This is a genomic window from Maricaulis maris (genome assembly GCF_003634045.1).
Taxonomy (GTDB): Bacteria; Pseudomonadota; Alphaproteobacteria; order Caulobacterales; family Maricaulaceae; genus Maricaulis; species Maricaulis maris.
In genome coordinates, this window is sequence record NZ_RBIM01000005.1 from 271,587 (window position 1) to 296,640 (window position 25,054).

Genomic DNA, 25,054 nt, shown 5'->3' on the forward strand with positions numbered 1-25,054 from the left:
TAAAACTGACGTACAGCGCGTGTATCCGGGACCGATCCCCGATGGAGCAGGCGCGTTCGGCGCGCAGGCACCGGGGCGTGCAGACGGGCGCTGGAAGCGATGACGCAAACGCGGACAATGGGGCAGGTACGGGATGACCGGATACGCATGCCCGCAATGCTCCGTTTCGCCATCCGCCTCGCCGAATTCCTCCTCCTGATTGCCCTGACTTTCGTCGCCGCCCGTCTGATCTGGCTGGTCGCCTTTGGCGCCAGCGCCAGTGATTTCGAGCAGGACAGCCTCGATCGCAGCGCTGGCACCGTGGCTGCCAGCAGCTATGTCGCCGACATGTCGCGGCTGCGCGATGCCAGCCTGTTCACCGATCCGCGCACCGCGGCGGTGGACCCCGCCATACCGGCCGAAATCCCCGAAACCCGGCTCGCCCTGGTGCTGCGCGGCGTGCGCCGCGGCGCCACGGCCGAGGCCGGCGGCGCGATCATCCAGACGCCGGACAACCGCCAGCGTTTCTTCCGCGTTGGCGCGGAAATTCTCGACGGTGTGACGCTGGAAGCCGTACTGGTCGATCATGTCCGCATCTCGCGCCGCGGCATTGCCGAAGTGCTCTACCTGCGCGCCGAAGACGCCGCCGCAGCCCGTGCCGCCGCGGGCCCGGCCGGGTCGGCGAGCACGGCGCCGTCCGTCAATGCTCCCGTGGCCGACCGTCGTGGCCGGGTCGAAGACGTGGCCGGCCTGTTCCAGGTGCGCGGCCTCTACAGCGGCGAAACACTGACCGGCTACCGCATCGAAGGCGGCAATGACGCCATGCTCTCGGTGCTCGGCTTGCGGGTCAGCGATGTCGTGACCGCGATCGAAGGCCGGCCGGTATCCGCGATCGAGGACCTTTCCGGCCTGCTCGACCGTGAGGACGGTCGCGAGTCCATCCAGTTTTCCATTTCCCGGGGCGGCCTGCCCCTGACCATTTCGAGGACACTTCCGCAATGACCCTGTCTGCGAAACATGCCCTGACGGCGCTGAGCGCCCTGTTCGTCCTCGCCATCATGCCGGCGGCCCAGGTCCAGGCCCAGGACAGTGTGGTCAATTTCAATGAGGCCGAAATCCAGGCCGTGATCGACGATGTTTCGGCGGTGACCGGCTATACATTCATCGTCGACCCCAATGTGCGCGGCCGGGTCACTATCACCTCCCAGGCACCGCTCACCGCCGACCAGTATTTCCAGGTCTTCCTGTCGACCATGCGGGTGCACGGCTACACCGTCGTGCCGACCGCCTCCGGCGCCTATCAGATCGTGCCCGGCCAAGCCGGTGCCCGCTCCGCCAATCCGGTCAATGCCGACCTGCGCGGTGACCAGTTCGCAACCGCCGTGGTCCGCCTCAACCACATCGCTTCACGCGATGCACTGGCCGTTGTGCGACCGCTGGTCGGCACCGAAGGCAGCGTCAATGCCACCGAGACCGGCAATGTGCTGGTGATGGTCGATTATGCCGAGAATATCTCCCGCCTGCGCCAGGTCATCCGCGATCTCGATCGTGACACTTCGGTTGTTGAGATGGTCGAGCTGACCAATGTCTCCGCCGCCGACATGACCCGCATCCTGCAGCAGATGCGCACCCGGTCCGGCGTTGGCGAGGATGAGACCCTGTTCAATGTCGCCATCGCCCCGATCCCGGCCTCCAACACCGTGTTGCTGCGCGGCAATCGCCAGGCGATCGACCAGATGATGGCGCTGGTGCGCCGGGTCGACAGTGTCAGCCAGTCCAATCAGAGCTTCCGTGTCATCTATCTCAGCCATGCCGATGGCGAGGACCTGCTGCCGATATTGCAGCAAGTGGTCGACACGATGGCGTCGACCGATGGCGTCACGCGGTCGCCGTCGGTCTCGCACCATGCGCCGACCAATTCGGTCGTGATCAATGCCGAGCCGGATGTGCAGCGCCAGCTCGAACTGGTGATCCGCCAGCTCGATATCCGCCGCCCGCAAGTCCTGGTCGAGGGCATCATCGTGGAGATGTCAGACACCACCGCCCACGAGCTCGGCGTGCAGATGCTGCTAGCCGGCGGTGATGGCGACGCGCCGATTGCGATGACGCGCTTTTCCTCCAACAATCCCGACCTGCTCGCGCTGACCGGTGCCGTGACCTCGCCCGGCGATGATGACAGCGATCTCAATACCACGCTGCGCCAGGCCGCGATCAATTCCCTGCTCGGCGCGACTGGCGGGACGCTGGGTTTTGGCGGCCAGAATGGCAGTGGCAACTTGTTCGGCCTGGTGCTCAACGCCGTCCAGAGCGATGTGAATTCCAACGTGCTGGCGACGCCCTCCATCCTCGCTCTCGACAATGAGGAAGCCTATTTCCTCTCCGGCCAGGAAATCCCGGTCACCACGGGTGAGGCGCTTGGCTCGAACAATACCAACCCGTTCCGCACGGTCGACCGCGAGGAAGTCGGTGTGAAGCTGTCGGTCGTGCCGCAGATCACCGAAGGCAATACGGTCCGCCTCCACATCGTGCAGGAAGTCTCTTCGGTGGCCGGCACGGTCAATGCCGCCTCGACCGACCTGATCACCAACAAGCGGGAAATCTCGACCACGGTTCTGGCCGACAATGGCGAGATCATCGTGCTCGGCGGACTGATCCGCCAGGAGGACGAGGAGACCAATTCCGGCGTGCCGGGTCTCAGCCGTGTGCCGGGTGTGGGGCGCCTGTTCCGCTCGGAAGGCACGACCAGCCGCCGCACCAATCTGATGATCTTCATCCGTCCCACCATCATCCGTTCGGAAGCCGACATGCGGGCGCTGACCGAGAACCGCTATGATTTCATCCGCAACGAACAGATGGCCGGCAGTGAAAGCGGCACCAGCTCGCTGGAGTCCATCGTCGAGATGATGATGGTCGAGATGGGCCAGGCGACGGCTGCCAGTGCGGAGACGGCGGGTGACTGAGACCGCTGATACCGCCACCGACCGCAGCCCGGTCACCTACTCCTTCGCGCGCCAGAAAGGTGTGGCCTTCCAGCCCGAAAGCCCGAGCGGTGAGGCCGCCGCCTTCCTGCTGCGCAGCGGGGCGGACCGGCGCTCGCTTCTGGAATTGCGACGGGTTGTCGGGCGTACCTGCCCGGTGCGCGAGCTGGCGGCTGACGTCTATGACCGGACCCTGTCTGACCTCTATGCCTATTCCGGCCTGGGTTCCGATGCCATCGACAGTGCCGAAGAGGGCGATGACAGCCTGACCCGCCTGATCGACGAAATGCCGCGCACCGAAGACCTTCTGGACAGTGACAGCGATGCGCCGATCATCCGCCTGATCAATGGCATGATCGCCGAAGCCGTCCGCACCGCCGCGTCCGACGTCCATGTCGAACCCTTCGAGGACCGCGTCTCGATCCGCTACCGGGTTGACGGGGTGATGCACGAAACCGCCTCCGTGCCGCCACGCCTGGCACCGCCCCTGGTGTCGCGGATCAAGGTCATGGCGCGGCTCGACATTGCCGAAAAACGCATCCCCCAGGATGGCCGCCTGTCGATCACGCTGGGCGGACAATCGGTCGATGTCCGTGTCTCCACCCTGCCGTCGCGTCATGGCGAGCGGGTCGTCCTGCGTCTGCTCGACAATTCTGCGGCGCGCTTCCGGCTCGAGGATCTGGGCATGCCGGCGGCCATGCTGGTCGATCTGCGCAAGGCGCTGGCGCAGCCCAATGGCATCATCCTGGTGACCGGTCCGACCGGGGCCGGCAAGACCACCACGCTTTATGCCGGTCTCAACCTGCTCAATGAGGAAACCCGCAACATCCTCACGGTCGAGGACCCGGTCGAATACGCCATTGACGGGATCGGCCAGACCCAGGTCAATGCCAAGGTCGGGATGACCTTCGCCGCCGGTCTGCGCGCCATCCTGCGTCAGGACCCGGATATCGTCATGGTCGGCGAAATCCGCGATGTCGAAACCGCCCGCATCGCCGTCCAGGCCAGTCTGACCGGCCATCTCGTCCTGTCGACCGTGCACACCAATTCCGCCATCGCCGCGATTGCCCGCCTGCGCGACATGGGCGTGGAAAGCTATCTGCTGGCCTCGACCCTGACCGCGATTGTCGCCCAGCGCCTGGTGCGCCGCCTGTGCGGTCATTGCCGCGAGGCCTACACGCCGGACGCGGCCGAACTCGAATTGCTGGGACTGACCGGGCGCACCGACGTGACGCTGCACAAGCCGGCGGGCTGCAGCCATTGCAAGCAGACCGGTTATGACGGCCGGACCGGGCTTTACGAGCTGGTCATGGTCGACGACGCCCTGCGCAAGCACATCCATGATGATGCCCGTGAGGCCGAGATGGCGGCGCACGCCTTCGCCAAGCGCCCGACCCTGTTCCGCAATGGTGTCGAGCTGGCCCTGGCCGGCACGACCAGCCTGGCCGAAGTCCTGCGGGTCTGCCGCGAGGAGGGCGAACGCCATGCCGGCGTTTGAATATGAAGCCCTCGATCCGCGCGGCAAGAAGGCGCGCGGCCTGATCACCGCCGACAGCGAGCTGGCGGCGCGCCGCGAGCTGCGCGGTCGGGCGATGGCGCCGCTCTCCATCCGCCAGGCCGAGGCCGGCCGTTCGGCGGGCTCAAGTGACGGCACGGGCCTGATGGAACGCCTGCGCCAGCAGGACTTGTCCTCGCGCGAACGCATGCTGGTGACACGCCAGCTGGCCAGCCTGCTGGGTGCCGGCATGCCGATCGCGGAAAGCCTCGGCCTTCTGGCCCAGCAGGGCGGACGCCATCATATGCGCCGGGTCCTGATGGCGGTGCGGGCGCGGGTGTCCGAGGGCGAGCGCCTGTCGGACGCGATGCAGGCCTTCCCGAAATCCTTCCCCGCCGTCTATCGTGCCATGGTCGCGGCCGGTGAAACCTCCGGCGGGTTGGAGCTGGTTCTGGCCCGGCTGGCCGATTATCTGGAAAAGGAAGAGGCGGTCGCCAACCGGATCACCGGCGCGCTGGTCTATCCGATGGTCTTGTCCACTGTCGCCGTGGCCGTGGTTGCCCTGTTGATGACCTTCGTGGTGCCGCGCATTGCCGAACAATTCACCGGCATGGGCATGGAGCTGCCGGCGCTGACCAATTTCATGATCGCCGCCTCCGGCATGTTGACCGGCGGCTGGCCTTTCATCCTTGCCGGACTGGCGATCCTGGTCGTCGGCAGCGGACTCATCCTGCGCCAGCCGGCCGCGCGCCTTGCCCTCGACGGCCTGCTCGCCCGCCTGCCGGGCCTGGGTGGTTTCCTGCGCAAGACCGAGGCGGCGCGTTTTGCCCGCACCATGGGCATCTTGATCGAAAGCGGTGCGATCCTGCCGGATGCGCTGCGTGCCGCCCGCCGGGCCAGTTCCAACCGCGCTTTCGGGATCCGGCTCGACCGGGTTCTGAGCGAAGTTGAAAGCGGCCGGGCGCTGACCGACGCGCTCAAGGCCCAGGCCTGGTTTCCGGCCCTGATGCTGTTCATGGTCGCGGCCGGCGAACGCTCCGGCGCGCTGGGGGAAATGTTCCGCCGCGCCGCCGACCAGATGGAGCAGGAGATCGACGGCACGATTGTCGTCGGCCTCAACCTGCTCGAACCCGGGATCATCCTGGTCCTGGGTCTCGTGGTGGTGGTGATCGTGCTGTCGATCCTGCTGCCCATCCTTCAACTCAACACTTTGGCCCTTGGCTAGGGAGGCGTCGATGAGCGACCCGCAAACCAACCGCAAACAGACCGGCGAGACCGACACCGATCCGGAAGCCGGTTTCTCGCTGCTCGAAATCATGATCGCCGTGGTCATCATCGGCATCATGGGCACGATCGTCCTGCTCAACGTCCTGCCGGCCCAGGACCAGGCCATGCTGCAAAAGGCGCGCACCGATATCGCGACGTTGGAACAGGCGCTCGACGCCTATCGTCTCGACATGCGCGAATACCCGTCCTCGGAAGCCGGCCTGCAGGCGCTGGTCGCGCCGCCGCGCGGTGCGGATGCAGCGCGTTATCGCACAGGCGGCTATGTCCGCCGGTTGCAGGACGATCCGTGGGGCAATCCCTATCAATATGTCTATCCCGGCCAGCACGGCATGATGGACATTTACTCGCTGGGCGCCGATGGCCGCGAGGGCGGCGAGGGGCTTGATGCCGATATCGGCAACTGGCAGGGCTGATGCACGCGGGCCGGACATATCGCACCCGCGAGGCCGGACTGTCGCTGATCGAAATCCTCGTCGGGGTGTCGATCCTGGCGACGGTCGCCTTTGCCGTGTCCCTGTCCTTCCAGCCCGCCCGGCCACCGCTCGATGAGGCCGCCGACCGTCTTGCCGCGCGGCTGCAGGTGGCCGGTGAGGAAGCGATAACCTCCGGTGTGCCGGTCGGCCTGGTGATTGATGATTTCGGGGCCGGTTATGCCTTTTACCGCTATGTCGACCAGCGCTGGTGGCCCTTGGCCGACCATCCGGCCCTGCGTGCCCGGCGCTTGCCCGACAATGTCCGGCTGGTGGTCCGCGATGCCATGTTCACGGCCAATGAAGACGATCCGGCGGGTGCCGCTGCCGTGCCGGTGATCTGGTTTGACCCGGCCGGTCTCACCGAACCTTTCCGCCTGCGCCTCGAAACCGCTGAAGCCGCCATCGAGTTGGACTGGCAGGCCGCTGGCGGGCTGAGCCGGCGTGCGGGGCTCTGAGATGACGACGCAGCACACCGATGCCGGTTTCTCGCTGATCGAGATGATGACGGCCCTGGCAATCGTTGCGATCGCCGGCCTGGCCCTGATGAATCTGACACGCACCACGACGCAGAATACCGCCGCCGTTGAAACGCGGGCGCTCGCCGCCCTGGCGGCAGAGAACCTGCTCAACACCGAATGGCTGCGTGCCGATGCGCCGGAAGCGCGCTCGGGTCGTTATGAACTGGGCGGGGTCAGCTATGACTGGCGCACCCGTATCGCCCAGACCGGTGAAGCCGGGCTGGTGCGGATCCATATCGAGCTGACCGAAAGTGGCCAGGACCAGGTCCTGGCCTCGCTCGACACGTTCCGCCGGGTGCCGTCATGAGCGCAGTCGGCGCAAATCCACACGGCCCTGATGAGGCCGGCTTCTCGCTGACCGAAGTCCTGGTCTCGGTCTTCATCTTCGCGGTGATCGGCGTGATTTCGGTCGGCCTGATGTCGACCAGCCTCAATGCCCGTGAACAGAATTCCGGCGTGCTGGAACAGACCGGCCGGATCGACATGACGCGCACGCTGCTGCGCGAGGATCTCGGCCAGCTCGTCCTGCGCCCGGTGCGGACGGCGGATGGACGCAGCGAGGCCTTCGTGTTCGCCGGCGATGCGGATGGTATCCATGGCGCCGCCGCAACGCAGGCAAGCGCCGGTATCACACTGCTCACCCTGACCCGTCGCGGACGGGCCAATCCCGGCCTGTTACGGCCGCGCTCCAGCCTGGCGCGGATCGATTATGTCCTGCGTGATGGCGATCTGGTGCGCCGCGTTCTGCCCTATCCCGATGGCGGCAGTGCCGAGGCGGCCTCGGAAAGCGTGCTGATGGCCGGGCTGGATGCGGTCGAGCTGGACTTTCTGGTCGGCGCCGCCTGGACACCGCGCATCGGCCTGCGCCCCGGCCAGACCGAGATCGCGCTGCCGCGTGCGGTCCGCCTGCGTTATGTCACGCCGCGCCTCGGGGCGATGGAACATGTCGTGCTGACGACGGAGGCGGGCGGATGACCCTCGACGCTTCGCCCTTCGCCCACCGTGAAAGCGGCGCCTCGCTGGTCAGCGCCCTGCTGCTGGTCGCGGTGATGGCCTCGATGTCGATGATGCTGGCGGGCGAGTTGCGCGTTGCGATGCGCCGTTCGGCCAATATGGATGGGCGCGATCAGGCCTATTGGTACGCGCTCGGCGCGCGGGAATATGCCAGCGGCCTGATCGCCAATGCCATGCGCGAGCCGGCCACGGCTTTGCGGCCCGACGCCGGATGGCTGCAGTCGGCGCGCGAATTTCCCATTGAACGCGGGGTTTTGACCGGGCGTATCGCGGACGGAAACAATTGCTTCAATATCAATGGATTGGTGGTTGATGAGGGGCAGGGCCTGCTGGTCGCCGATGCAACCCAGCGCGGCCGGTTCGAGCGCTTGATGTCGGCCCTCGGCGTGCCGGCGACCGAAGCGGGCCGGATCGCCGCTGAAGCCAGCGACTGGATCGACAGTGACAACCGGCCACTGCCCGGTGGCGGTGAGGATGAGCGCTATGCCGGCCTCGCCACGCCCTATCGCACCGGCAATACGCTGATGGCTGAAAGCGGGGAATTGCTTGCCCTCGCCTCGATGACGCCGACGCTCTACCGCTTGATCGAACCCCATGTCTGTGCCCGGCCGGTGGCGGCACCGCTGCCGCTGAACATCAACACCATGACCGGCGATGACTGGCCGCTGCTCGTCGCCGTGTTTGACGGTGCGCTGGGCCGCGTGGCGGTCGAGGGCATCCTGCTTAGCCGGCCGGCGGCGGGTTTTGCCAATGCCGAAGCCTTCTGGACGCTGGAGCCGGTGCAGGCTCTGACGCCCGACGCAAGTTTGCGCGAAGCGGTTGGTGTCGACACCCGGTATTTTGACGTGACTGTCGATGTCCTTCACGACGGTCAGAGCTACCGCCTGGAGGCGGTTTTCGAATGGCGCGGCGGGACCACGCTGCACCGCCTGACACAGAGATACGGATACGCCCAATGAGTCTCGACCTGATCCTCAAACCGGGACCGCAAGACAGTGTCGGCTGGTCGGTGGTGGACCGCCGCACCCAGGCGCGCCTGCGCGATGGTCGCTTGGAAGCTGGCGAAACACTCGACGCCGCCACGGTCGGCTCTGTCGATCGCACGGTGATCCTGCTGCCCGGCGAGCATGTCCATCTGTCCCGCCTTGCCATTCCGGCCCGGTCCGAGCGCGAAGCCCGGCAAGCGGCGCCCTATCTTGTCGAGGACGAGATCGCGGCGCGCCTGGCCGATACGACGGTCCTGCCCGGTCCGCGCGCCGAGGATGACCAGCGCTGGGTCGCCGCCATTGATGCGGCGCTGCTGAGCCAATGGCGCGAACGGCTGGCGCCGCTGGTGGTGCGTCCGGCCTTTGTGGTACCCGACAGCCTCGTCGCCGCCGAGCCCGGCGCTGCGCTGACGCTTTATGACCGCGGCGATGCGGTCCTGTTTGCTTATGATCCCGACATTGAAATCTCTGCCGGTCCGATCGCCGGAGCGGTGGACGCGGCCCTGTTTGGCGCGGTCATCCAGCCGCTCGCCCAGGCTGCCGGCAGCGGCGAGATTGCGGTGTCGCGCTCGCTCGGCCTGACCGGGGCCAATTTCCGCGCCATCGGCCAGGGCGAGATGGATTTGCGGGCCAGCGCCATGGCGCCCGAGCGATTGTCCGCCCTGCCGCGCCTGTTCGGCGAGGCGCTGGTCTCGACCATGGACTGGTCAGCCCTGATCTGGCCCTTGCGACGCCCGGTCCTGATGGCGGCAGGCCTGCTCGTGGCCTTTTGTGCGCTGCTGGGCGGGGAGACCGTTTACTTCCGGCTTCAGGCTGCCCGTTTCGAAACGGCAACGATTGCCCAGTTCAACCATGCCATTCCCGATTTCGGCCGCTCAGTGATCGCCGCCGAGGCCGAGCGCTTCCTGTCGGAACGCGTGGCACGACTGGAGGGCACGGGCAGTTCGGCCTTCTTGCAATTGCTCGCGGCGCTCGACGATCTGACGGCCGAGAGTGATCGCATCCGGATCGATCATGTCCGTTTCGACCCCACCCGGGACGCCCTGTCGGTGGGCGCGACTTACACCGATTTTTCCGATTTTGACGCTCTGAGTGCGCGCGCCGCCCGGCTTGGCCTGCGGCTCGATGATGGCGGCGCCCGCGAGGGCACGTCCGGCATTGAGGGCGAGTTTGTGGTGAGGTTGCCATGATGTCCCTGCTCAACCCGATTACCGCCTGGTGGGAAGGCCTGACCGTGCGCGAACAGGTCATGCTGGGTATCGCCGGCGCGCTGGCCGTGGTGCTCGCTGTCACCGGCTTGATCGTCCAGCCATTGATGGGCGTGCATGACCGCGCGCGCCAGGACTATGCCGCCTCGATGCGGCTCTATCGCGCGGTCGAGGCCGACGCCGACCGTTATCGGATGCTGGCCGCGGGTCAGTCTGCCAGCGACGTGCCGACCCAGTCGCTGCGGGCGGTGGTCGGTTCGCTGGCCCTGCGTCATGACATCGCCCTGGCCCGCATGGTGCCGGGCGAGGATGGTCGTCTGACGGTCAATATCGAACGCGCCGAAACCGCCGCCGTGCTGCGCTGGCTGGTCGATCTGGAGGAGCGCTATGGCGTGCGGCCACAGGCATCGAGCCTGGACCGTGTCGCCGACGGTTTCGTCTCGGCTTCCATTGTGCTCAGCCGGGGAGGGGTGTGATGTTGGCCCGGATCGCTCTTGTCCTTGGTCTCCTGCTGGTCTGGCTGATCGTGTTGATGCCACTCAAGGCGGTTGCCCTGGCAGCCGGTGGCAGCCAGGCGCTGGGCTATCGTGATGTGTTCGGCACGATCTGGCAGGGCCGCGTTTATGGCCTCACCCTCAATGGTGTGCCGGTGCGCGAGCTGGAAGTCTCGCTCGACCCGCTCGCCCTGGTGTCCGGACAGTTGGGCGGTAATTGGCGCCTTGCCGATGCCAGCCTGCGCGGCGATGGCGTGGCGCGCTTTTCGCCGGCATCGCTGGAACTGGGCGAGAGCCAGCTTGTGGTCACGCTTGACCGTCTGGGTCTGGAACCCCTGCCGGGCCTTGATCCGGCGGAGCGTGTCTTTGTCCGGCTGAGCCGGCTTGAAATTCGCGATGGGGCGTGTGTGGCCGTATCGGGCACGGCCCGCACCGGGGCCTTGATCGGGCTGGCACGGCTCTACGGTCGCGACGGTCCGGCCGTGACCGGTGAATTTGCGTGTGTTGACGACCGTCTCGTGTTGGACTGGACGGGTGCCGTCGACGGGTTGTCGCTGGACGGGCGTGTCAGCTTCCGCAGCGAGGGCTATGACTGGACGGCGCGGATCGAGACCAGTTGGCCGGAACTGGCCGACGGCCTGGCATTGGCCGGCATGCAGCGCGATGGCACGGCGTGGCGGGCCGAGGGGAGTGAGCGCTATGGTCCGACGGGCTAGTTTGATCATTGCGGCAGGCCTCGGCATGCTGGCGTTGACGGCCTGCGGCGCGACGACCGGGTCGGTGTCGCGCCTGGCGCCGCCGCCGCCGGTCAACAATGTGCGCCCCGTCGAGGGTGGTGCCGAGCCGACCGCGGGTGCCTTGCCGCCGCAGAGCCTCGCCGATGGTGAGTGTGCGACCTTCTTCTGGACCGTCGATGAGGCGCATCGTTTCCTCGTCTTTGAGAACGAGACCGAGGGCTTTGCCCGGATTTTTGCCAGCGGTGCCGCACACGGTTTCTACGTGCCGCCGCGCGAGGGGGGTTATGTTTCCGGCGACGCCTATCAGCGCACCTATGTCGACACGGACCGGCAGCTCGATATCCGCCTGACCGGTGTGATCGGTGATCCGCTGGAGACCGGTTTGCGCATTGACCGGGCGGTGATGCGGGTCGAGCAACCCAATGGCCAGCGCGTCGTCATCCCGCTGCTCGGCCATTATCGCTGCCGGGCGCGCGCGGCAACGCCCTAGAAGGCCGGGAACAGGCCCGGCCCGTAGGCGCGGTGGACCCAGCCGGCAAAAAAGCCGAGCGCCAGCCAGGGTCCAAAGGGGAAGGGTTGGCCGGCATCAGGCGATTGGCGCCGGATCAAGGCGATGGCGCCGATAGCGACCAGGGCCGACAGGGCGCCGACGAGGACGATGAGCGGCAACAGCCAGCCGCCGCACCAGGCGCCGGCGGCGGCCAGGAGTTTGGCATCGCCGCGGCCCAGCCCGTCGCGCCCGCGCAGGCGGCGATAGCCGGTCTCAATGGCGACGAAACTGCCATAGCCCAGGGCGGCGCCGACGAGCGAAGCCCCGGGCGTGCCAAGAAGGATGGCATTCATCAGGATGCCGATCGCAATCAGGGGCAGGGTCCCGATGTCCGGCAGGCGCAAGCTGCGGGCATCGGTCCAGGCGAGCCAACCAAGGGCGATAATGAGGATTATGGTCGCGAGGTGAATGTGAATCATTCCCGTCCTGTCACAAAAGTGTAATACGCGTGGGCCACAAGGTCGGGACTTAATCGGGGACAGATACAATGACAGACGCCGCGCTGGCGCTCCAAGCCGAAAATCTGCGCATGACATTCGGCGAAACAAAAGCGCTCGACGATGTCAGCCTGGCTGTGAAGCCTGGCGAGATGGTTGCGCTTATTGGCCCGTCCGGTTCGGGCAAGTCGACCCTTCTGCGCGTCGCTGCAGCGCTGCAGGTTGCCGATGCCGACAGTGGCCCGGTTGCCGTGCTTGGTCGCACCATGCAGCAGCGTGGCAAGCTGTCCGGCGGTGTGCAGCGCAATCGGATCAAGCTCGGCTTCATCTTCCAGCAGTTCAACCTGGTCGGTCGCCTGTCCCTGTTCCAGAATGTGCTGGTCGGTGCGCTTGGTCGTCTGCCGACCTGGCGTGGCGTGTTCGGGATCTTCCCCAACGACGTCAAGCAGGCGGCGATGGATGCGCTAACCCGGGTCGGTGTTGAAGGCTTCGCCGCGCGCCGGGCCTCCAACCTGTCCGGCGGCCAACAGCAGCGCGGTGCCATTGCCCGGGCGCTGGTCCAGGGCGCGGAAGTCCTGTTGGCCGATGAACCGATTGCCTCGCTAGACCCGGTCTCGGCCCGCAAGGTGATGGAGACGCTGCGCGCGCTCAATCTGGACGACAAGCTGACCATCGTCGTGACCCTGCACCAGGTCGACTACGCCCAGCGCTTCTGTGACCGCATCGTCGCCCTGAACAAGGGCCGCATCGTCTATGACGGTCCGGCCGATGGCCTGTCGCGTGACAAGTTGATCGAAATCTACGGCCCCGAATTCGAAACCGCTCTCGAAGGGGGAGAGGCGTGATGACAACCGTTCTGACCCAGTCTTTCCGCGGCCTCGCCAAGGCCTGCCTCCTTCTCGCCGCCCTGACCCTGGCCGCTTGTTCCGGGTCCGCCGACCAGCCGCGCTCGGCCGCCGGTGGCGCCAGTGCTGCCGACACGGCCGACGGTCCTCGCCGTGTCCTCAATTTCGGAATCATCGCGACCGAGTCTTCCTCCAACCAGGAGACCAATTGGCGTCCCTTCATAGAGGCGATGTCGGACTGGACCGGCTATGATATCGAACCCTATTACGCCTCGGACTATGCCGGCGTGATCCAGGCCATGCGCTATGACAGCGTGCAATTTGCCTGGTTTTCCAATTTCTCAGGCCTGCAGGCGGTGCGCCGGGCCGGCGGCGAGGTTTTTGCCAAGGCGACCTATCCGGATGGGTCACAAGGCTATCATTCGGTCCTTCTGGTTCCCAATGAAAGCCCGATCCAGAACCTCGACGACATTCTCGCCTGTGACGGCTCCCTCGATTTCGGCATGGGTGATCCCAACTCGACCTCCGGCTATCTCGTGCCATCGGCCTTCATTTTCGCGCCGCGCGGCATTGATCCGAACGAGTGCTACAACTCGGTCCGCAACGCCAATCACGAGGCGAATGCGGTGGCGGTCGCCAATGGCCTGATCGATGTCGGCACCAACAACACCACCAACATGATCCTGCTCGAGCGGTCGCGCCCGGACATGTATAACCGGCTGCGTGAAATCTGGCGTTCGCCGATGATCGGCACCGACCCGATCATCTGGCGCGCCGATCTCGACGTCGAGGCGAAGCAGCGCCTGCAATACTTCTTCATGAATTACGGCCGCATGGGTACGCCGGAAGAAATCGCCGAGGCGCGGGCCGTTCTCGAACCGCTTTATTTCGGGACCTTCCTGCCGGCGTCGAATGCCCACCTCGATCCGATCGTGCAGCTGGAAATCGTGCGCGACCTGACGAATGTGCGTCACGATACTGATCTGACCGACGAGGAACGGGCCAGCCGTATCGCCGAGCTGGAAGCCCGGTTGGCAGAAGTTGAAGCCGGCAATACCGGGCTGACCAGCCAGGGCAATTCCTTCGAACAGATCACCAATGAGGCCGACGGTCAGACCCGCACCGCCGAGTCGGGACCGGACTGGATGATGGGCGGTTTGCTGCTGGTCATCGCGGTTGGCGGGCTGGTGCTTTTGCTGTGGGCTTCTTCGCCACGCGGGCCGGGTCCGAAAGTGCCGCTGATGGAGCGCATTGCCAATGCGGTGATCGCCGCCGGCGTTGTCGTCGTCCTGGTCTGGAGTTTCAACTCGGCCGACATGGATCGCGCCTATCTCCTGGTCGAAAATGCCGACGATATGGGCGAGTTCATTTCCGGTTTTCTGCCGGATGACATCGCTGATGCCGGCTCGCGCGCGACCTATTGGGAAGCCTTGTCGAACGGGTTCGAGGAAGCCTTTCCGCAAATGGTGGTGACGGTGCAGATCGCCATCTGGGGTACTTTCATCGCCATTGTCTCGGCCATTCCCTTCGGCCTCTTGAGCGCTCGCAATGTGGCGCCGGGCTGGGTGGTGCAACCGGTGCGGCGATTGATGGATGTCTTCCGCTCGATCAATGAGCTGATCATCGCCCTGGTCTTCATCGCCGCGGTCGGATTGGGGCCATTGGCCGGTGTGATGGCGCTGGCGGTCCATACGACCGGCGTGTTGGCCAAATTGTTCTCGGAGGCCGTCGAGTCGATCGATCACGGGCCGGTCGAGGGTGTCCGGGCAACCGGTGCGCGGCCGATCCACGAGGTGATCTGGGCCGTGATTCCCCAGGTCGCACCGCTCTGGACCTCCTTCGGTCTTTATCGTTTCGAGTCAAATGCACGCTCGGCGACTGTGCTCGGACTCATTGGTGCCGGCGGTATTGGCCAGATCCTGTTCGAAGCCGTCCGGGCCTTTGACTATCAGCGCACGGCCGCGATCGTGATCGTGATCGTCGTGGCGGTGAGCGCGATCGACGTCATGTCGCAATTGCTGCGCAAGCGACTGACCTGATTTTACGGGGATAATCGAAAAAAGCCCGGAGCGTTGGTGCTCCGGGTTTTTTTTTGGCCGCAGGAGAATGCAACAAACCTGTCACGAGAGCGTTGCAAAAGTGTCATCGAGTCCGAGTACGAGTTTTTGCGAAATATCGAATTTGTAGCAAAAGCTTCACTTAATCGACGCCCCTTTGACACATTGTGCCTATAGCGCAGCGGATCAGAGCGGCGTCCTGATGATCTCGGGACTGCCATCGTGACCGGACATTTTTTTGCGAGCACCTTCTTGGCTGCCAGCACTGCCCTTGCCCTTGCGACGACCGCAACCGCCCAAGAGGCGGATGGTTGGGAATTCGACGGCGTGCCGTCGTGGAACGATGTTGCGAGCGGCGACAGTTTCACTTTCCGCGGCCGCGTTTATCTCGACTATGGCGATATCGATTTCACCACCGGCGGTGTCCGGACCGGTTATGCCGACAGTGAGATCCGCACGGCCCGCCTCGGCGTGACCGGCACGGTAAGCGGTGTCGGTTATGTCGCTGAATTTGACCTGATCAACGACGCGGTCGCCGCCAATGATGTCTATCTGGCCTTCGATGCCGGCCCGGTCGGCATCAAGATCGGTCACATGAAGACCACCAACTCGATCGAGGAGCTGACGTCCTCACGCTATATCACCTTCATGGAGCGCGGCCTGGGCACGGACTTGTTCGGCCTTGATCGCCGGATCGGCGTCGCCATGCTACACGCCGGTGATGGCTATTCGCTCAGCGTCGGCGCCTATGGCGGACGCCCGGGTGACTTGACCCAATCGGTCGCGCTGGATGACAGCTGGGCCGTCTCGGCCCGAGCGAGCCGGGCTTTCACGGTCAATGACGCGACCGTCCATCTCGGCGCCTCGGTCCGCCATCTCGACTATGGCGACGCTGGCACCCGTATCCGGGTCCGTCCGCAAACCCATATCACCGACCGGATCGTCACCGCCGACTTCCGGCCCGGCCGCGCGCTCGGCGAGGCCGACAGCGCGTTTCTCCGGGGCCTGGAGTTCGCGGCTGTGAACGGGCCCTTCCACGTCACTGCAGAATGGATGGTCCAGTCGATGGACGGGCCGGCCAGCGACCCGGATTTCGACACCCGGTTCGTCAGTTTCGGCTGGTTCCTGACCGGCGAGACACGCAGTTATTCAGCCAGATCCGGCAAGTTCGGCCGGACCCGCCCGACGACGGCCATCTCGAATGGCGGTCCCGGCGCGTGGGAAATCGCGGTTCGCTTTGACCGGGCCGACCTGGACTCCGTCGCCGCCGGCGAACTCAACACCATCACCGCCGGTTTGAACTGGTATCTGGAAGACCATGTTCGCGTGATGGCCAATCTTGTCGATGGTAGGCTGTCCGTTCCCGGGGCCGCAAACACCGACGTGTCGGGTGCACAGCTTCGACTGCAATGGGATTTTTGAAACAGAGCGGGATGGTGAGGGCTGTCCCGCATCGCTTAGTGGCAAGGAATGAATGACATGAAACTTCAGGCCCAATTCGCCGCCCTGGCCGCGGTCCTCGCGATCGCCGGTGGTGCCGAGGCGCAGCAACGCGAGCAAATCCGCATTGTCGGCTCGTCCACCGTCTTTCCCTTCTCGACCGCCGTGGCCGAGAGTTTCGGAGCCAAGACCGGTCTTTCGACCCCGGTTGTGGAATCAACCGGTTCGGGCGGCGGCCTTCGCCTGTTTTGTGCCGGTGTCGGTACGGAGCATCCCGATATCGTCAATTCCTCGCGTCGCATGCACGGCTCGGAATATGAGCGCTGCCAGGACAATGGCGTGCGCGAGATCACCGAAGTGCGGATCGGCTTCGACGGCATTGTGATCGGCGCGGCTGACCGCGCTGCCGCCGACGTCGACATTTCGCTGGAGCAGGTCTGGCTGGCGCTGGCCGCCGAGGTCCCGGCGGACGACAGCTGTTCCAGCTTCATCGCCAACCCGAATGAGCGCTGGTCTGACATTGATCCGTCGCTGCCGCGCCAGCGGATCGAAGTGTTCGGCCCGCCGCCGACCTCGGGCACGCGCGACGCCTTTGTCGAGCTGGCCATGCAGGATGGTGCCCGGGAAATCGCGTGCATGGACACGCTGCGCGACAATGACCGCAACCGTTTTGAGCAGATCGCCAGCCGCATTCGTGAGGATGGCCGCTGGATTGATGCCGGTGAGAATGACAACGCCATTGTCCAGACCCTGGTCAACACGCCGACCGCCTTCGGTGTCTTCGGTTATTCCTTCCTCGATCAGAATTCCGATCGCATATCGGCTGTTTCGATCGATGGAGTCGCACCGGAGTTTGAGGCGATCGCCGACGGTAGTTATCCGGTTTCGCGCTCGCTCTTTTTCTACGTAAAGAACCAGCACGCGGCGATCATTCCCGGACTGGCCCAGTATATCGACGAATTCACCTCCGAAGATGCCTGGGGCGAGTTCGGATATCTCACCGACCGCGGTCTGATTCCGCTCCCCGATGCGGAGCGCGATGCGACCCGTGAGGCCGCCGTCAACCTGAGCGCGATGACGCAATCGCCGGAATAGGGTTTTACCCTTCGGCACAAGGAAGCGGGGGCGGCCGGTCGGGCGCCCCCGTTTTGTATGCGGTGGGGCGGCGCGATTATTGGAAGATGTGGGTTCGGTTTGTTGGCCAAAGTCCGGATCGCCTGAGCCCGCACTTCCAACGAGGCGCCGACAATTGTCCCACCCGCGTCAAAGCCGCTGCCATACAAATCCGGTGTCGCCCCTACGGGTCAGGCCGGACTCACCTGAATGGTGGCTCGTCGAAGCTTCTCAGCTTGCGCGAGTGCAGGGCGGCGCCCTCATCGCGTTTCAGGATTTCCACCGTCTCGATCCCGGCGGCCAGGTGTTCGGACACCGAGCGCTGGTAGAAGAGATTGGCCGCGCCGGGCAGTTTCAGTTCGCCGTGCAGCGGTTTGTCCGAGACGCAGAGCAGGGTGCCATAGGGCACCCGCAAGCGCAGGCCATTGGCGGCGATGGTAGCGGATTCCATGTCGACGGCGATGGCGCGGGACTGGTTGATACGCCGGGCCTGGGCGGCATAGCGCAGCTCCCAATTGCGGTCGGCATAGGTGGCGACCGTGCCGGTGCGCAGACGTGATTTCAGGGTTTCGCCGCTATCGCCGGAGACCGAGGCAACGCCCTGTTCCAGCGCGATCTGGATTTCCGCGATCGGCGGGATCGGGACTTCCAGCGGCAGGTCCTCGTCCAGCACCGCATCATAGCGCAGATAGGCGTGGGCCAGCACATAGTCGCCGAGCCGCTGCGAGTGGCGCAGTCCGCCGCAATGGCCGATCATCAGCCAGCATTGCGGACGCAGCACGGCGAGATGGTCGGTGATCGTCTTCGCGTTTGACGGGCCGACCCCGATATTGACCAGGGTGATGCCGCGACCGCCCGGAGCGATCAGGTGGTAGGCCGGCATCTGGAAGCGGCGCCAGGGTGCGCCCTCGACCACGGCATGGGCGTTCGGCGTCGAGGCATCGACGCGCACATTGCCCGCTGCCGAAAAGGCCTCGTAGTGATTGTCTTCCTTCAGCTGGCGGATCGCCCAGGCCGTGAAGGCGTCGACATAGCGATGATAGTTGGTGAAGAGGATGAATTGCTGCGTGTCCTCATAGGGCGTGCCGGTGTAGTGGCGCAGCCGCTGCAGCGAATAATCGACCCGCGGCGCCTCGAACAGGGAGAGCGGTTTCACCGCCTCCTGTTGCATCACCTTCAGCCCGTTGGGCAGATCATCATTGACCTTCGACAGGTCGGCATAGGGGAAATGACGCACCAGCTCGGCCGGCGTCGCCGCGTTCATGTCGAGGTCTTCGGCGCCGTCGAGCACGTAGGAGAAGGGAATTTCAGTCGCCGACGGCCCGGTCTCGATGGTGATCTCATACTGGTCGGCCAGCAGGGTGAGCTGTTCGATCAGGTAATCGGCGAACAGGGTCGGGTGGGTGATCGTGGAGGCGTAAAGCCCGGTATCGGTGAATTTGCCGAAAGCGCGGCTGATCGGCGGCGGCGGGCCGTCCGGCTCATAGGTCACGCGCAGTTCGGGATAAACAAAGGCCCCCGACCGGCGTTCTTCGGGAGATGGCGGCGGTCCGCCATCAAGGAAGCTCTTCAACGCGGTCTGGAGGCGTTCAACGGACATTTGGTAGAGCGCTTCGAGCTGCTCTACCGCTTCAGCGGGTGTCTTTGCGACCTTATAGTCTTTTTTCATCGCCGCTCTCATGCCCGATTTTTCCGTCCGGATAAAGGGCAAACCAGCTATGCACGCGTCACGATGTGTGCGCCGGGCCGGCAGCGCTCGATATATTCCCTCCGCGTCCGGAGCAGTTGAACCGCGGACCCGGTCGCACCGCGAAAGCGCGCCCGGGTCCGCAGCTCCCCCCTTAGAACCGCCGGGACACGCCGACCCGGCCGCCGACCCCATCGGCGCCATCGACCCCGGTGGCCCAGCGCCCGGTTACATCCCCGAACACCTGCCAATTGCCGACCGCTCCGGTCAGTCGCAACCCGGCCTCTGCCCCCATGCCGGCGAGCCGTGTGCGGTCGCTATAGCCGGTGGCCAGCGTCGTGGCGCCTGAGTCACGGCGGTTAAGGTCGGCGATGGCCGTCGCTTCCAACTGCCAGTTCTCGGACAGGGATTGGCTGAGAACCGCGCCGGCCCGGACATGCAGGCTGTTCACGGCGCCCGGCGTGATCTCTCCACCCGACGACGCGTCGGTGAAGCTGTCGATCTGGGCATCGGTCCACACCACCTGCATCAAGGGTTGCAGGCTTGCAGTGCCGGAAATGTCGAACCGTGTGCCGACCTCGACACTCGCGCCGAGTCCCTGGCTGTCGAGCTTCACACTGTCGAGTTCGAGGCTTCTGTCGGTCCCCCAGGCAACCAGGTCCAGATACCGGCCGCTCGAATTCGACGTCCAGCCCAGCGCAAAGCCGAGCGCGTTGGTATCAACATCGAGCTGTTCCGGTGCCAAGCCGGATTGGACCAGATCGGTGCTGCTTTGTGCCGTGTGGAACATCAGCGTGCCGGTCAGCTGGCCGTTCTCGAGCGTGGTGTTCACCAGATCGGCACCCAGCAGGATGGCGGTCTGTTCGGTGTCATAGACGACCCCACGCGCATCGCCCTCAAAGGCATCGAAGCGAACCTCGCCCCACAGTGCGGCATCACCGGCCATCCGCGAGCTGCCACGGCGCGCGGCGCGGCCCTGCAGCAGGCTGGAGTCGAGCGCGTCGATGACGGCGGGAAGCGCAATCGCGCCCGCCGCATCCGGCGTGTAGCCCAGTGAAACCAGGCTGACCGAGGTGGTCCCGCCTGCCGCTGCGGCATGGGATTTGTCCTGGCTGGCGCTGGCACCCGAGATATCGATATCGAACACTTCCCCGCCCCAGGCGAAGGCGCCATCGGCCAGCGTGATGTCGCCATGGGCGCCAGTCACTTCGACCAGGGCTCCCTCGAAACTGCCGCCGCTGGCGGCATAGGGCGACAGGTAAAGCACGATATCGCCGGTCATCATGCCGTCGATGCGGACCTGGTCCGCCGCCAGCAGGCTGCCATTGCCGATGCCCAGATCAATGCCGATATCGAGGTCGCCGTCGACATCGCCGGTCAGGATGGCAACATCATCGCCGCCTTGGTCGAGCAGTGAGATGGTCAGGCCATCCGGCGCGAAGATGTCGCCGATGAGCTGCCCGGTGCTGGCACCATCATCAAAGAAGAGGAGGCCGGAGCGACGGTCGAAGTCAAAGACTTCCAGATCACCGCGCAGGGTGATGCCATTGCCGAGACGCAAGCTCGCATCGCTCAGACTGATTGTCGCAAGCGACCATTCGACCGGTGTTTCGGAGGCAATCACCAGGTCGGCATTCTCCGCAACATTCAACTCTTCAAACGAATTGAACTGGCTTGGGTCGATCACCCCTTCCCAGCCACTGAATTGCACCATGTCGTGGCCGTCGCCGCCCAATGTGGTGCCAAGGCCGGAAATATCGGCGCCGGCAAAGATCAGAAACTCATCGTCACCACGTCCGAACCACACATCGCCGGCAATCGAACCGGAAATGCTGAGGCGGTCGTCGCCCGGATTATAGAGGTCGCCATCGGGACCCGACACCAGCTGGTCCGCCGAGTAGAAGGCATAGCCATTGGTCGATTCAAGGTGACCGTCCGCGCCGATCGAGACGTCGGAGGACCCGGCATCGACGTAGATGCCATGACCGAACTGCTCCATGCCGGGCAGGCTGTGGTCGATCGCGCCCGATGCGCGAACATTGCCGAACACATTGATCTCGACATGGCCTGCCCCGCCGCCATCCGGATTCGTCGGGTTGGACCGGGAAATGCCCCCGATGGCGGTCGCATTGGTGCCGGTCACGGTCACATCGCCGAGCGTTGTGATATCGACCTCGGCTCCTGAACTGCCCGCACCGACAATGCCGAAGGAATAGTCACCTTCAACGGTGACATCGTTGGCCAGGATATCGACCCGACCGGTGTGGCTGGTACCAAGGATACCAGTGCTCCAATTGCCGCGGGTTGTCACCGTTTCCGTGACCCGGATCGTGACCGAGCCATTGCCGGTTTGCGCAGCGACACCACGGCCATAGTCACCAAGCGCGGTAATATTGGCCGCCCGCACGCTGACATGCGCATCATCAGCGGTCACCAGGATTGCATCTGCATAGCGCCCGGCGACACTGGCGGTCTCGACATCAACATTGATGTAACGCCCATCCAATCCGGTCGGATCTTCCCATATGTTGCGGATCTCGATGCCGCTCGATTCCGCCCCCATCGTTGTGATTTCATTGGCCGTGACACTGACGTCGACGTCGTTGAAGATACTGATGCCGCTGGCTTCGTCGCCGGTCGTCACGATGCTCCCGCTCGATGTCAGATCAACAGCGCGCGCGCCGACAAACATCTGGATACCATCAGACTCATCCCCTTCAGTTGCGATCGTATCGACCGAAATCTCCAAGCTGCCGGAACCCGAAGGATCCAACACGCGAATGCCGGCCGCCTGATCGCCGGACGTCAAGATGCTGTCAGCCTGGATGCCGATGGAGCTGGCGCCAAATTCCGCGCCCTCTGCGGCTTCATCAATGGTAAGATTGATGCCGATGGCCTGGTCGCCCGCCGTTGAAATCAGACCGGCCTCGACGGCGATCTGCTCATGGCGGGCGGCGCCTTCAGCGGACGGCATGTCGGCCGCATCAATCTGGAGATCGATGCCGGTCGAGCCGAAGCCCTGGGTCTCCACACCCTGCGCAATCAGACCAATCCTGCCGCCATCCGATTCAACAAGGATGCCGGTCGACGAATCGCCGACCGTTGAAACGGCGCCAAAAGCGGCAAACAGATTCGAATTTTGCATGTTCAGATGGACTGCATCGGAGTCGAAGCCCGTGGTGACGACCTGCTCCACCAACATTTCCGAATAGCCGTCGATCGCTTCCACATTGAGGCCGGCGACATGTTCGCCTGCGGCCATGATCGACCCGCCTTCGATCAGGACGACCCGGCCGCCGGCCGTCACGCCGGAGGAGAACAGGCCCTCGACAGTGACTTCGCTGAAGCCGAGGCGGACTGTGTCACCGAAGACGCTGACGGCGGTCGAATTCTGGCCGGTTGTCGAAACCAGTCCCTGCAGCCCGACACTGACATCGCCCCCGCCCACGACCGAAACGGCGCCGGCAAAGTCCCCTTCCGTGCTGACATTGTCTGCCATCACGACGGCATCACCGCTGACGGCCTCCGCGACAATGGCGGCCGATCCGTTGCCGGTGGTCGAAACATCGCCGGTCTCCAACGTGATATCGCCATTGCAGGCCACAAGGTCGATCGCGCCGGCGGCGACACCTAGTGTGCTCACCCCACCGGCAAGGTCTGCGGAGATATCGCCTTCGCACGAGGTGGCGATCACGCCCGATGCCTGGTAGCCCTGTGTCGAGACCAGGCCGCCAACCGCGATATTGACGTCACCGAAGCCGAGCACTGAAATTCCGGTCGAGCGCTCGCCCTCGGTCGACACGTCGCCCGACACGGCGATGTCGACCGTGCCGTCCGGGGTTTGTGCGTCCACCCCGGGGGCATCATCGCCGGTCGTGGTCACGCTATCGACGTCGATCACGATATCGCCCGAGGCGGTATTGGCGTCGATCGCGGCTATTCCGGTCCCGACGTAATCACTGCCCTGGATGGTAATGTCCTGGGCAAAAGCCGGGCAGGCGAGTGCGGCAATCAGAGCCGTGCTGGCCAGAAATTGGCGACGGAAACATGTCATGGTCAGATATCCCTCATTGGCGTTGTCCGGCTGATCAGCGCGAGCGTCACCGTTCGGACAGGTCACATGACCTGGCCGCTCCAGTGAGGCATCATCACCTCGATCAGATTCCGGAATTCGAATGTGTCAGCGTCTGCCTGTCAGGCGTTCGAGCATTTGGTTCCACCTCCACAGCCATTCGCCGCGACGTCGTCGCATCAAGCATCGAATGACCGGCCAGCCCGCGACCCCCGCGAACCGCCCCTCAGATCACCCGTACAAGCTGGCATGCGCGTCGCAGGCGGGGAATACGGTGATTAACGTAGGCTGGTCGTTTAATTGTCCGGGCAAACCAGGCGCGCCATGACGCCATGCCCCGCTGTCGACCGGATATCGAGTTCCAGACCGCCCAGTTCGGCCAAGCGGAACATGATTGTGCTTCCCAAGCCGGAGCGGGTGATGTCACGACCGCTCGTCGCGGGCTCGCTCGTTTGATCATCCACCCGGAACCCGCTGCCATCGTCCGCGACACACAAGGCCCAACCGTTCGTCGTACGGCGCACGCCGAGGACGACACGCGTGCCACCGGAATGGGTCAGGGCATTGGCGACCAGATTGTTCATCACATGCTCCAGGACCGCCCGGTCGGCGATGAGATGGCGCCGGGTCGGCACAACACGGATCGAAACGCCATGATGCGAGGCGAGGCTGGCGAAAGACGTGGCGAGACCGGTCAGGAGCGCGTTGACGTCGATCTCGTCCCGGCTGGCCTTCTGGTCGTGCAGGTCCAGTTGTGACAATTCCAGGATCGAGGCGATCAGGCCGGAGATATGCCGCAGGGTGAAACGCTGGCGGGCGATCATGGTCATGACCCGGTCCCACTTGCCCTCGGCCGCGAGTTCCTCGATCGCCGAGGCATTCAGATCCAGCGCATAGATGGGCTGGCGGATGTCATGCCCGGCGGCCGACAGCAGAAAGGAGGAAAAGCCGAGCGCCCGCTCGGCCGCGGCGCGCGCCTCATTGTACTTCCAGGTCAGGTAATAGCGGCGGCGGGCACTGATCGAAAAGGCGATGCTCAACACCACGGCAAACACGCAACCGGCAAGCAGCACAATGGTTGGCCCGACGACCGGATAGGGCACCACGTCAGCCCAATAGATGACATTGGCGACATAACTGCCCGCATAGGCTGTCGAGGCGATCGCAACGCCGCGGAGCTGGGATGACAAAGCCACGCCGAGGCCTAGCATCTGGACCGACATCCAAAAGCTGTTGAACACCAGCATTTGCTCCAGCTCATAAGCGTTCGCCAGCGTATGGGGGTAGAGCGAAGACACCGTCACGCCGGTCGCCGTGGACATCATCAGCCAGATCAGGACCACGCGCCGCGGCCAGCGGTCACCATTTTGCGGTCGCGCCACCAGGAGCCAACCCCCCATGGCAAAGCCGAACAGCGCCGTCGCGATCCGCGAACCAAAAACCGGCAACAGGTAGGAAGTGTCGGTCAGATACATCAGATCGATCGTCCCTGCCGCCAGCCAGGCGATCGAGAAACCGATCAGGGTCAATCCGCTCTGGAACCGTTCATTCGGCCATGAAAAAACTAGATAATCCGCCTCGACGCCGCTATCGTCAAAACGGGCATCATGCCATCGGATTTTGAGCGTATCCTGGCCCTTCAGGTCGTCGTCGATCTTCATCAATTTCCTGTTCCCGGTGCCGC

The 25,054-nt window shown here is 64.5% G+C and carries 21 protein-coding genes; 17 read left to right on the forward strand and 4 right to left on the reverse strand.

Annotation, left to right across the window (positions count from 1 at the left end; translation table 11 throughout):
* The first annotated feature begins 147 nt into the window (after positions 1–147).
* Genes C7435_RS12000 through C7435_RS12060 form a run of 13 tightly spaced genes read left to right on the forward strand, consistent with a single transcriptional unit; the run spans position 148 to position 11,659 of the window.
* A complete protein-coding gene (locus C7435_RS12000) occupies positions 148–981 on the forward strand; it encodes a type II secretion system protein N (RefSeq protein ID WP_170150455.1) in 834 nt (277 codons plus the stop codon).
* Positions 978–2,939: a type II secretion system secretin GspD gene (gspD, locus tag C7435_RS12005; RefSeq protein WP_121211761.1), complete on the forward strand. Its 1,962-nt coding sequence runs from the start codon at positions 978–980 to the stop codon at positions 2,937–2,939. The genes C7435_RS12000 and gspD overlap by 4 nt, the downstream gene beginning before the upstream one ends.
* Positions 2,932–4,455, forward strand: a complete 1,524-nt coding sequence (gene gspE, locus C7435_RS12010) for a type II secretion system ATPase GspE (RefSeq protein WP_121211763.1) — start codon at positions 2,932–2,934, stop codon at positions 4,453–4,455. Before gspD ends, gspE begins: the two co-directional genes overlap by 8 nt.
* Complete coding sequence (gene gspF, locus C7435_RS12015) at positions 4,442–5,677, forward strand: type II secretion system inner membrane protein GspF (RefSeq protein ID WP_121211765.1); 1,236 nt, start codon at positions 4,442–4,444, stop codon at positions 5,675–5,677. Before gspE ends, gspF begins: the two co-directional genes overlap by 14 nt.
* Positions 5,678–5,687: 10 nt before the next feature.
* The gene (gspG, locus tag C7435_RS12020; RefSeq protein ID WP_121211766.1) at positions 5,688–6,152 is read left to right on the forward strand and encodes a type II secretion system major pseudopilin GspG; all 465 of its coding nucleotides are present in this window, start codon (positions 5,688–5,690) and stop codon (positions 6,150–6,152) included.
* Positions 6,152–6,667: a GspH/FimT family pseudopilin gene (locus tag C7435_RS12025; RefSeq protein ID WP_121211768.1), complete on the forward strand. Its 516-nt coding sequence runs from the start codon at positions 6,152–6,154 to the stop codon at positions 6,665–6,667. The genes gspG and C7435_RS12025 overlap by 1 nt, the downstream gene beginning before the upstream one ends.
* A gap of 1 nt (position 6,668) precedes the next feature.
* Positions 6,669–7,037 carry a type II secretion system minor pseudopilin GspI gene (gene gspI, locus C7435_RS12030; RefSeq protein ID WP_075191610.1) on the forward strand — a complete coding sequence of 123 codons (369 nt, stop codon included), beginning with the start codon at positions 6,669–6,671 and terminating at the stop codon, positions 7,035–7,037.
* Positions 7,034–7,705, forward strand: coding sequence for a type II secretion system protein GspJ (locus C7435_RS12035; RefSeq protein ID WP_121211891.1), 672 nt, complete (start codon positions 7,034–7,036; stop codon positions 7,703–7,705). The genes gspI and C7435_RS12035 overlap by 4 nt, the downstream gene beginning before the upstream one ends.
* Entirely contained in the window at positions 7,702–8,703 is a 1,002-nt protein-coding gene (gene gspK / locus C7435_RS12040; RefSeq protein WP_121211770.1) for a type II secretion system minor pseudopilin GspK, read from the forward strand. The genes C7435_RS12035 and gspK overlap by 4 nt, the downstream gene beginning before the upstream one ends.
* Positions 8,700–9,920: a type II secretion system protein GspL gene (gene gspL / locus C7435_RS12045; protein WP_170150456.1), complete on the forward strand. Its 1,221-nt coding sequence runs from the start codon at positions 8,700–8,702 to the stop codon at positions 9,918–9,920. The genes gspK and gspL overlap by 4 nt, the downstream gene beginning before the upstream one ends.
* Positions 9,917–10,414, forward strand: coding sequence for a type II secretion system protein M (locus C7435_RS12050; protein ID WP_121211773.1), 498 nt, complete (start codon positions 9,917–9,919; stop codon positions 10,412–10,414). The genes gspL and C7435_RS12050 overlap by 4 nt, the downstream gene beginning before the upstream one ends.
* On the forward strand, positions 10,414–11,148 hold the full coding sequence (gene gspN / locus C7435_RS12055; protein WP_121211774.1) for a type II secretion system protein N: 735 nt from the start codon (positions 10,414–10,416) through the stop codon (positions 11,146–11,148). Before C7435_RS12050 ends, gspN begins: the two co-directional genes overlap by 1 nt.
* Positions 11,132–11,659, forward strand: a complete 528-nt coding sequence (locus C7435_RS12060) for a hypothetical protein (protein ID WP_143743114.1) — start codon at positions 11,132–11,134, stop codon at positions 11,657–11,659. The genes gspN and C7435_RS12060 overlap by 17 nt, the downstream gene beginning before the upstream one ends.
* On the opposite strand, the gene C7435_RS12065 is transcribed toward C7435_RS12060, so the two are convergent.
* Positions 11,656–12,138 (reverse strand): prepilin peptidase, encoded by a 483-nt coding sequence (locus tag C7435_RS12065; protein WP_075191553.1) that lies wholly within the window; start codon positions 12,136–12,138, stop codon positions 11,656–11,658. The two genes, C7435_RS12060 and C7435_RS12065, sit on opposite strands and share 4 nt — an antisense overlap.
* A gap of 68 nt (positions 12,139–12,206) precedes the next feature.
* Between C7435_RS12065 and phnC the strand changes: the two genes are divergently transcribed.
* From phnC to C7435_RS12085, 4 genes are all read left to right on the forward strand, one after another.
* Positions 12,207–13,001, forward strand: a complete 795-nt coding sequence (gene phnC, locus C7435_RS12070; protein WP_075191552.1) for a phosphonate ABC transporter ATP-binding protein — start codon at positions 12,207–12,209, stop codon at positions 12,999–13,001.
* Complete coding sequence (gene phnE, locus C7435_RS12075) at positions 13,001–15,040, forward strand: phosphonate ABC transporter, permease protein PhnE (RefSeq protein ID WP_121211776.1); 2,040 nt, start codon at positions 13,001–13,003, stop codon at positions 15,038–15,040. Before phnC ends, phnE begins: the two co-directional genes overlap by 1 nt.
* A 240-nt stretch (positions 15,041–15,280) precedes the next feature.
* The gene (locus tag C7435_RS12080; protein ID WP_170150457.1) at positions 15,281–16,480 is read left to right on the forward strand and encodes an OprO/OprP family phosphate-selective porin; all 1,200 of its coding nucleotides are present in this window, start codon (positions 15,281–15,283) and stop codon (positions 16,478–16,480) included.
* Positions 16,481–16,537: 57 nt separating this feature from the next.
* Complete coding sequence (locus tag C7435_RS12085; RefSeq protein ID WP_075191608.1) at positions 16,538–17,593, forward strand: substrate-binding domain-containing protein; 1,056 nt, start codon at positions 16,538–16,540, stop codon at positions 17,591–17,593.
* Positions 17,594–17,813: 220 nt separating this feature from the next.
* Here C7435_RS12085 and C7435_RS12090 read toward each other — a convergent pair whose 3' ends face one another.
* From C7435_RS12090 to C7435_RS12100, 3 genes are all read right to left on the reverse strand, one after another.
* The gene (locus C7435_RS12090) at positions 17,814–19,280 is read right to left on the reverse strand and encodes an AMP nucleosidase (RefSeq protein WP_233350766.1); all 1,467 of its coding nucleotides are present in this window, start codon (positions 19,278–19,280) and stop codon (positions 17,814–17,816) included.
* A gap of 172 nt (positions 19,281–19,452) precedes the next feature.
* Entirely contained in the window at positions 19,453–23,352 is a 3,900-nt protein-coding gene (locus tag C7435_RS12095) for an autotransporter domain-containing protein (protein WP_147422688.1), read from the reverse strand.
* A 314-nt stretch (positions 23,353–23,666) separates the two neighbouring features.
* Complete coding sequence (locus C7435_RS12100) at positions 23,667–25,031, reverse strand: ATP-binding protein (protein WP_158025655.1); 1,365 nt, start codon at positions 25,029–25,031, stop codon at positions 23,667–23,669.
* Positions 25,032–25,054 lie beyond the last annotated feature (23 nt).

Coding starts and splice junctions, on each gene's coding strand:
- C7435_RS12000 (WP_170150455.1), top strand. CDS start 148: ATGCCCGCAATGCTCCGTTTCGCCATCCGCCTCGCCGAATTCCTCCTC.
- gspD (WP_121211761.1), top strand. CDS start 978: ATGACCCTGTCTGCGAAACATGCCCTGACGGCGCTGAGCGCCCTGTTC.
- gspF (WP_121211765.1), top strand. CDS start 4,442: ATGCCGGCGTTTGAATATGAAGCCCTCGATCCGCGCGGCAAGAAGGCG.
- gspG (WP_121211766.1), top strand. CDS start 5,688: ATGAGCGACCCGCAAACCAACCGCAAACAGACCGGCGAGACCGACACC.
- C7435_RS12025 (WP_121211768.1), top strand. CDS start 6,152: ATGCACGCGGGCCGGACATATCGCACCCGCGAGGCCGGACTGTCGCTG.
- gspI (WP_075191610.1), top strand. CDS start 6,669: ATGACGACGCAGCACACCGATGCCGGTTTCTCGCTGATCGAGATGATG.
- C7435_RS12035 (WP_121211891.1), top strand. CDS start 7,034: ATGAGCGCAGTCGGCGCAAATCCACACGGCCCTGATGAGGCCGGCTTC.
- gspK (WP_121211770.1), top strand. CDS start 7,702: ATGACCCTCGACGCTTCGCCCTTCGCCCACCGTGAAAGCGGCGCCTCG.
- gspL (WP_170150456.1), top strand. CDS start 8,700: ATGAGTCTCGACCTGATCCTCAAACCGGGACCGCAAGACAGTGTCGGC.
- C7435_RS12050 (WP_121211773.1), top strand. CDS start 9,917: ATGATGTCCCTGCTCAACCCGATTACCGCCTGGTGGGAAGGCCTGACC.
- gspN (WP_121211774.1), top strand. CDS start 10,414: ATGTTGGCCCGGATCGCTCTTGTCCTTGGTCTCCTGCTGGTCTGGCTG.
- C7435_RS12060 (WP_143743114.1), top strand. CDS start 11,132: ATGGTCCGACGGGCTAGTTTGATCATTGCGGCAGGCCTCGGCATGCTG.
- C7435_RS12065 (WP_075191553.1), bottom strand. CDS start 12,138: ATGATTCACATTCACCTCGCGACCATAATCCTCATTATCGCCCTTGGT.
- phnC (WP_075191552.1), top strand. CDS start 12,207: ATGACAGACGCCGCGCTGGCGCTCCAAGCCGAAAATCTGCGCATGACA.
- phnE (WP_121211776.1), top strand. CDS start 13,001: ATGACAACCGTTCTGACCCAGTCTTTCCGCGGCCTCGCCAAGGCCTGC.
- C7435_RS12085 (WP_075191608.1), top strand. CDS start 16,538: ATGAAACTTCAGGCCCAATTCGCCGCCCTGGCCGCGGTCCTCGCGATC.
- C7435_RS12090 (WP_233350766.1), bottom strand. CDS start 19,280: ATGAAAAAAGACTATAAGGTCGCAAAGACACCCGCTGAAGCGGTAGAG.
- C7435_RS12095 (WP_147422688.1), bottom strand. CDS start 23,352: ATGACATGTTTCCGTCGCCAATTTCTGGCCAGCACGGCTCTGATTGCC.
- C7435_RS12100 (WP_158025655.1), bottom strand. CDS start 25,031: ATGAAGATCGACGACGACCTGAAGGGCCAGGATACGCTCAAAATCCGA.